Source organism: Phascolarctobacterium succinatutens CAG:287 (assembly GCF_000434895.1).
Classification (GTDB): Bacteria; Bacillota; Negativicutes; order Acidaminococcales; family Acidaminococcaceae; genus Phascolarctobacterium_A; species Phascolarctobacterium_A succinatutens_A.
Window position 1 is genome coordinate 11,146 of the sequence record NZ_FR892824.1, and the last position, 4,891, is coordinate 16,036.

A 4,891-nucleotide genomic window follows, 5' to 3' on the forward strand; every position below is an offset into this window, starting at 1 on the left:
TCAGCAGGATTGGCAATGTTCAGTCATGGATATCCGATAAGCAAGATGGCTGAAATTACCGGTATGTTGGAGAGTGCAGCTAAGAGTAGCAACAAAATGAAAAACAGCATTGCTTTATTTGGCTTTGAAACGGAACAGAAAAATGCGGAAAGCGGTTTATGCTGTGAACATATCTATGACTGGACAACGTTTACCGATAAGGTTTGTAAGGAAAAGCTGCAATTTCTTTTACAGCACCTGAATATAGATACTATTGACAATAATAAATTGAAGGCTGGCAAAGCTATGCTTTATAGACTGCTGAATTTACTGGAAGAAAAGGATGACAACATGAATCTGGCAAGATTTGCCTATACGCTTGGACGTATGCAGCCGGAAAAAGCCTCGGTACAGTTGCAGCAGTGCTACAATGAATTCAGTCAGCAGATGTATAAATGGTTTAAAGATGCTGATGCCAGAAAACAGTTACGGACAGCTCTAGACTTAATTATTTATTATATTCGTGATACGAAGGAGGATGCATGATGGTTAATAATATGCGGGAACAACTTGTCAAAGCCGGGTATGCGCAGAATAGCAGACCTAATATGCAGAAAAAAGGACAACAATTTGATTTTGAAAATTTTGATGTTGTAACTGAGGCAGAAAAAGCAATTAAAGGGCTGCAATATAAAGATAGATACGATAATACTAAAATTGATGTTACCACCTCGCAAATCAGAAAGTTTTTGACAGCAGTAAATGTTGTGCGCAATAAAGTTGACCTTTATAAGGCAAAAAACAAAGGTGCTGAAGCTTTATCTAAAGAATTGACTGCTGAAATTAAATTTTTAAAGGTTAATTTGCTCTATCAGGCCGGAAGAACAGCCGCTGTAAAACAATTTATGACAGTTTCAAAGCTGGATATTATTATCGATAGTATTGGCGATAGTTTAGCTAGATTTGTGAAATTCACTAAATATGTAGAAGCACTCGTTGCATATCATAAGTTTTTAGGAGGTAAGGATTAATGATGGAAGAACAGAAAAGACAACAACAGCCATTGCAGGGAAAAATAGTTCTATCAGGTATTTTACAGGTACTGACAGGTATGCATATTGGCGGAAGCAGTGACTTTGCTCCGATTGGTGCAGTAGACAGCCCCTTTATCCGTGATCCGTTTAGTCATGCGCCAATTATTCCTGGCAGCTCTTTAAAAGGCAAGATTAGAACTTTGCTGGCAAAGATAAATTGTGATGGTTATGTTTTAAATAAGGTTGCTGATGATAATGAAATTGTAGCACGCTTGTTTGGTGCCAGCGGCAAAAATTATGCTATGCCGGCTCGTCTGCAGTTTTTTGACTTGTTTGTAACGGAGGATACTAAAAACAATTTCAATGCGATAGAAACAGACACTTACATTGGTGAGGTTAAATTCGAAAATACTATTAACAGAGCCAGTGGTGTAGCTAATCCACGTCAGATTGAACGTGTACCGGCAGGAGCGGAGTTTGACTTTAAGCTGGTTTATAATGTTGAAAATCTGCAGGATGTACAAGAAGATTTAGAAACCTTGGCTGAAGGTTTTGAACTGTTGGCTAACGATTATCTTGGCGGACATGGTTCTCGTGGATATGGCAGGGTAAGATTACATGATATTAAGTTGCGGGCTATTGGTAAGCCGGATTTAGATTTAACAGCCTATGAGGATTTGTTTAAGGATTGATGCATGATGATGTATTATATTTTTACCTTGAAATTTTTGACACCGGTACATTTCGGTGACACTGCCAATGGCGGCGGTTTGGATAAGTTTTCAATTCAATGCAGTGCGGATACATTGTTTGCAGCCTTGTGTAATGAAGCTGCAAATAAAGGGAGTGATGCAGTAGAAAAGTTGGTGAAAAAAACAGCAGAAGGAAAGATAGTTTTTTCCAGCTTATTTCCCTATTGGCGTACTGCTGATGATGATTTATATTTTTACTTACCAAAACCGTTGCTAAAGCTAGAGCAAGAAGAGCAACAGTCCGCAAAAAGCTTTGAGGAAATCAAACAATTAGCTACTAAGCTGAAAAAGCAGAAAAAATCAACATATATACGTACTTCGCAGATTAATAGTTTGCTGGAGTCCGGTAGCGGTGATAGACAGTTTGCTGTGCCTGAGTTTGCAGCGCCGCTTGTTGCCGGAAGAGTTGCGTTGCGTGAGGAAAAACCGCTTCCATATTATGTGGGCAGTTACGTATTCAGTGAGCACTCCGGCTTGTATTTCATACTGGGTGTTGAACATGAAGAAGAGTTTACTTTGATCAAGGAGTTGTTGCTTAGTCTTGGCTATAGTGGCATAGGTGGCAAGCGTAGCAGTGGCTATGGTAAATTCGAACTGGCTGATGATGAATTGGAGCTGTTTGATGATGGTGGTGTCTATGACGATGATACTGCCATCGCACTGATGCTGTATAACGAAAAAAGTAAGTATCAAATGTGCCTCGCTCCTGTTTGTCCACGTTCTGATGAATTGGCAGTGGTTAAGCAGGGAAGCTATAAGCTGATTAAGCGTGGTGGGTTTATTACCTCATCTGCGGCAAAAGATAATATTAAGCGTAATAGTATTTACATGCTGCAGGAAGGCTCATGCTTTCCTGAAAGATTACGCGGACAAATGCTGCAGCAGACTGTGGACGGTTTAGCACATGATGTTTACCGTGATGGAATAGGAATGTTTGTGGGGTTAAAAAATGAATAGCAAACAATTTGAAACAGCAAAAATGTGCCTGAAGGTAGTTACACCTATAAATATTTCTGACGGTATAGTGTTGGGAGCTAAGGATTATTTGTATGATAGCAGAAGGCAGAAGGTGTTTTTCTTAAATCTGCATCAATGGCATATGTTTATTTATAAGCATATGCTGTTGGAAAAATATGAAAGCTATCTTGCAAACTTCAGGGATAAACAGAGCTTGTTGGAATGGCTTCAGATGCAGGGATATGATATAGATGATGTTCGTACTGTTATAACTTCAGAAGCACAGGCAACAGTTAATCTGATGGATAACGAAAAAAAGAAAACACTCAATGATATTAACAGACATATTCAGCAGCCTGATGGAAGTCTATATGTTCCGGGAAGCAGCATAAAAGGCGTGTTCAGAACAGCGATTTTGTATAGTCTTTTGCAGAAAAGACAGGATATCAAGAGCAAATATTGGTGTTATATTAAACAGCAAGTGGATATAATTAAAACGCTGCTGGAAGAGGAAAGAAAGCCTCGAGAATTACAAATAATGCCTTATTCGGTAATAAAAAAGAAGAAAGATCAGGCTGCTAAAGAAATTGACAAGCTAACTGCAAGTTTAGAAAGTGAACTGCTACATACACTACGCCTGAAAGATGATAAGGAGCGCAATATCAGTAACAAGAATGCGGTTTGCAGTGCAATGCGTGGTTTACAGGTTAGTGATACTTATGCAAGCCGGAATATGCAGACAGCTATTTTGCAAAAAGTTGATGGCGGATTTGACAAGTTTGGCAAGGCTTCTCCCAAAAAACTTCCGATTTTCAGAGAATGCATGCTTCCAAAAGCAGAGCTGTTCTTTGATGTAAAGATTGAAAAGGCTGTTATGAGTACCATTGGCATTAGCAGCGTTGACGATTTATTGAAGGCAACGCACAGCTTTTTTGCGGCGGTGACAGATTTGCTGCAACAGGCGTTTGGAAAAGAGTATCAGGAAGCATTTCAAGGTGTAGCAGCTGGCAATATGTTCCTTGGCGGTAATACAGGCTTTTTGAGTAAAACTCTTTTAGCTATGTTGGCTCCGGATAAAGATACTGCTAAAAATACTATCAAGGTATTACTGGACAAAAGCTTTAAAAATCACAAGCATTTACTGCGCGATAAGATTATTGCACCACGTACTCTTAAATGTACAAATTATAATGGTAAGCTGATGCTGATGGGAGTTGCGGAGGTGCGCAAAGTATGATTCGTTCATTGGAAATAAAGTTAGCTGCTCCGGCAGGTGCAAAGCTTACGCAGTCTGCCTGCTCATTGCTGCACGGCGTGCTGATGGAGCATATTGACAGCACATATGCAGAGCTTTTGCATCAACAAAGCTTGCGTCCGTATAGCCAGTATCTTTATTTTGATAAGGAACGTGCCGGTGTTTACTGGCGTTTGACGTCGCTGAATAAGCAAGCAGATGATGAGTTATTGGGAGCAGCCTTTTCACTGCCGGCGACTGTTTATCTGAAGAAAAAACAGATGGAAGTACAGCTTGTGAGCAAGGAATATCTGCCGGAAACCAGTTATGCTGCAATTGCAGAAAAATGCTTTGCACAGCCTTTAGCAGGAAAATATTTAAGCTGTAATTTTTTGACATCCTGCAGTTTTAAAAGCGAAGGGCAATATGTAATTTTCCCTCAACCGCAATTTCTGCTTGGCAGTCTTGTAAAGCGCTGGAACAGCTTTGCTGATAAGGAAAGATTGGATGCGCTTGGATTAGCACAAGACTTGGCACAGGAAACATACGTTGCTGATTATAAACTTAGCTTGCACTCCTTTAGTGTAGATGGCGCACGTATACCGGCATTTAGAGGCTTATATGTGTTAGGCATGAAAAATAATGTGATGTGCAACAGGATTATCGCTATGTTGGGTGAATATGCTAATTATAGCGGTATTGGAATTAAGACTGCCTTGGGAATGGGAGCAGTTAAAACATCATTGAATGAAAGATTTTGAGTGAAACTGCGCCGCACCGCTTGCAGAGTGGATTTGGAGGGTGCGAGGCAGGTTGTTTTTAGGGCAAGTGGTCTGTTGGTAAGGCCTGCGCCGCAAATGGCGGGCGCAGACCTTATGACAGGCGGACTTGCAGGGACAGGATTTCAGAGATAACCCCAAATTAGGGGACGGAAA

The 4,891-nt window shown here is 40.3% G+C and carries 5 protein-coding genes and 1 pseudogene; all 6 read left to right on the plus strand.

Annotated features, from left to right (window positions below; all coding sequences use genetic code 11):
- A pseudogene (locus BN587_RS11570) lies at positions 1-525 on the plus strand (type III-A CRISPR-associated protein Cas10/Csm1); the annotation flags it as partial.
- Positions 522-1,010 (plus strand): type III-A CRISPR-associated protein Csm2, encoded by a 489-nt coding sequence (gene csm2 / locus BN587_RS10475; RefSeq protein WP_049897215.1) that lies wholly within the window; start codon positions 522-524, stop codon positions 1,008-1,010. The pseudogene BN587_RS11570 and the gene csm2, both read left to right, overlap by 4 nt.
- A complete protein-coding gene (gene csm3, locus BN587_RS10480; protein ID WP_021721094.1) occupies positions 1,010-1,705 on the plus strand; it encodes a type III-A CRISPR-associated RAMP protein Csm3 in 696 nt (231 codons plus the stop codon). The genes csm2 and csm3 overlap by 1 nt, the downstream gene beginning before the upstream one ends.
- Before the next feature lie 3 nt (positions 1,706-1,708).
- Positions 1,709-2,722, plus strand: coding sequence for a type III-A CRISPR-associated RAMP protein Csm4 (gene csm4, locus BN587_RS10485; protein WP_049897216.1), 1,014 nt, complete (start codon positions 1,709-1,711; stop codon positions 2,720-2,722).
- Positions 2,715-3,959, plus strand: a complete 1,245-nt coding sequence (gene csm5 / locus BN587_RS10490; RefSeq protein ID WP_021721096.1) for a type III-A CRISPR-associated RAMP protein Csm5 — start codon at positions 2,715-2,717, stop codon at positions 3,957-3,959. Before csm4 ends, csm5 begins: the two co-directional genes overlap by 8 nt.
- On the plus strand, positions 3,956-4,717 hold the full coding sequence (cas6, locus tag BN587_RS10495; protein ID WP_021721097.1) for a CRISPR system precrRNA processing endoribonuclease RAMP protein Cas6: 762 nt from the start codon (positions 3,956-3,958) through the stop codon (positions 4,715-4,717). Before csm5 ends, cas6 begins: the two co-directional genes overlap by 4 nt.
- Positions 4,718-4,891: the final 174 nt, after the last annotated feature.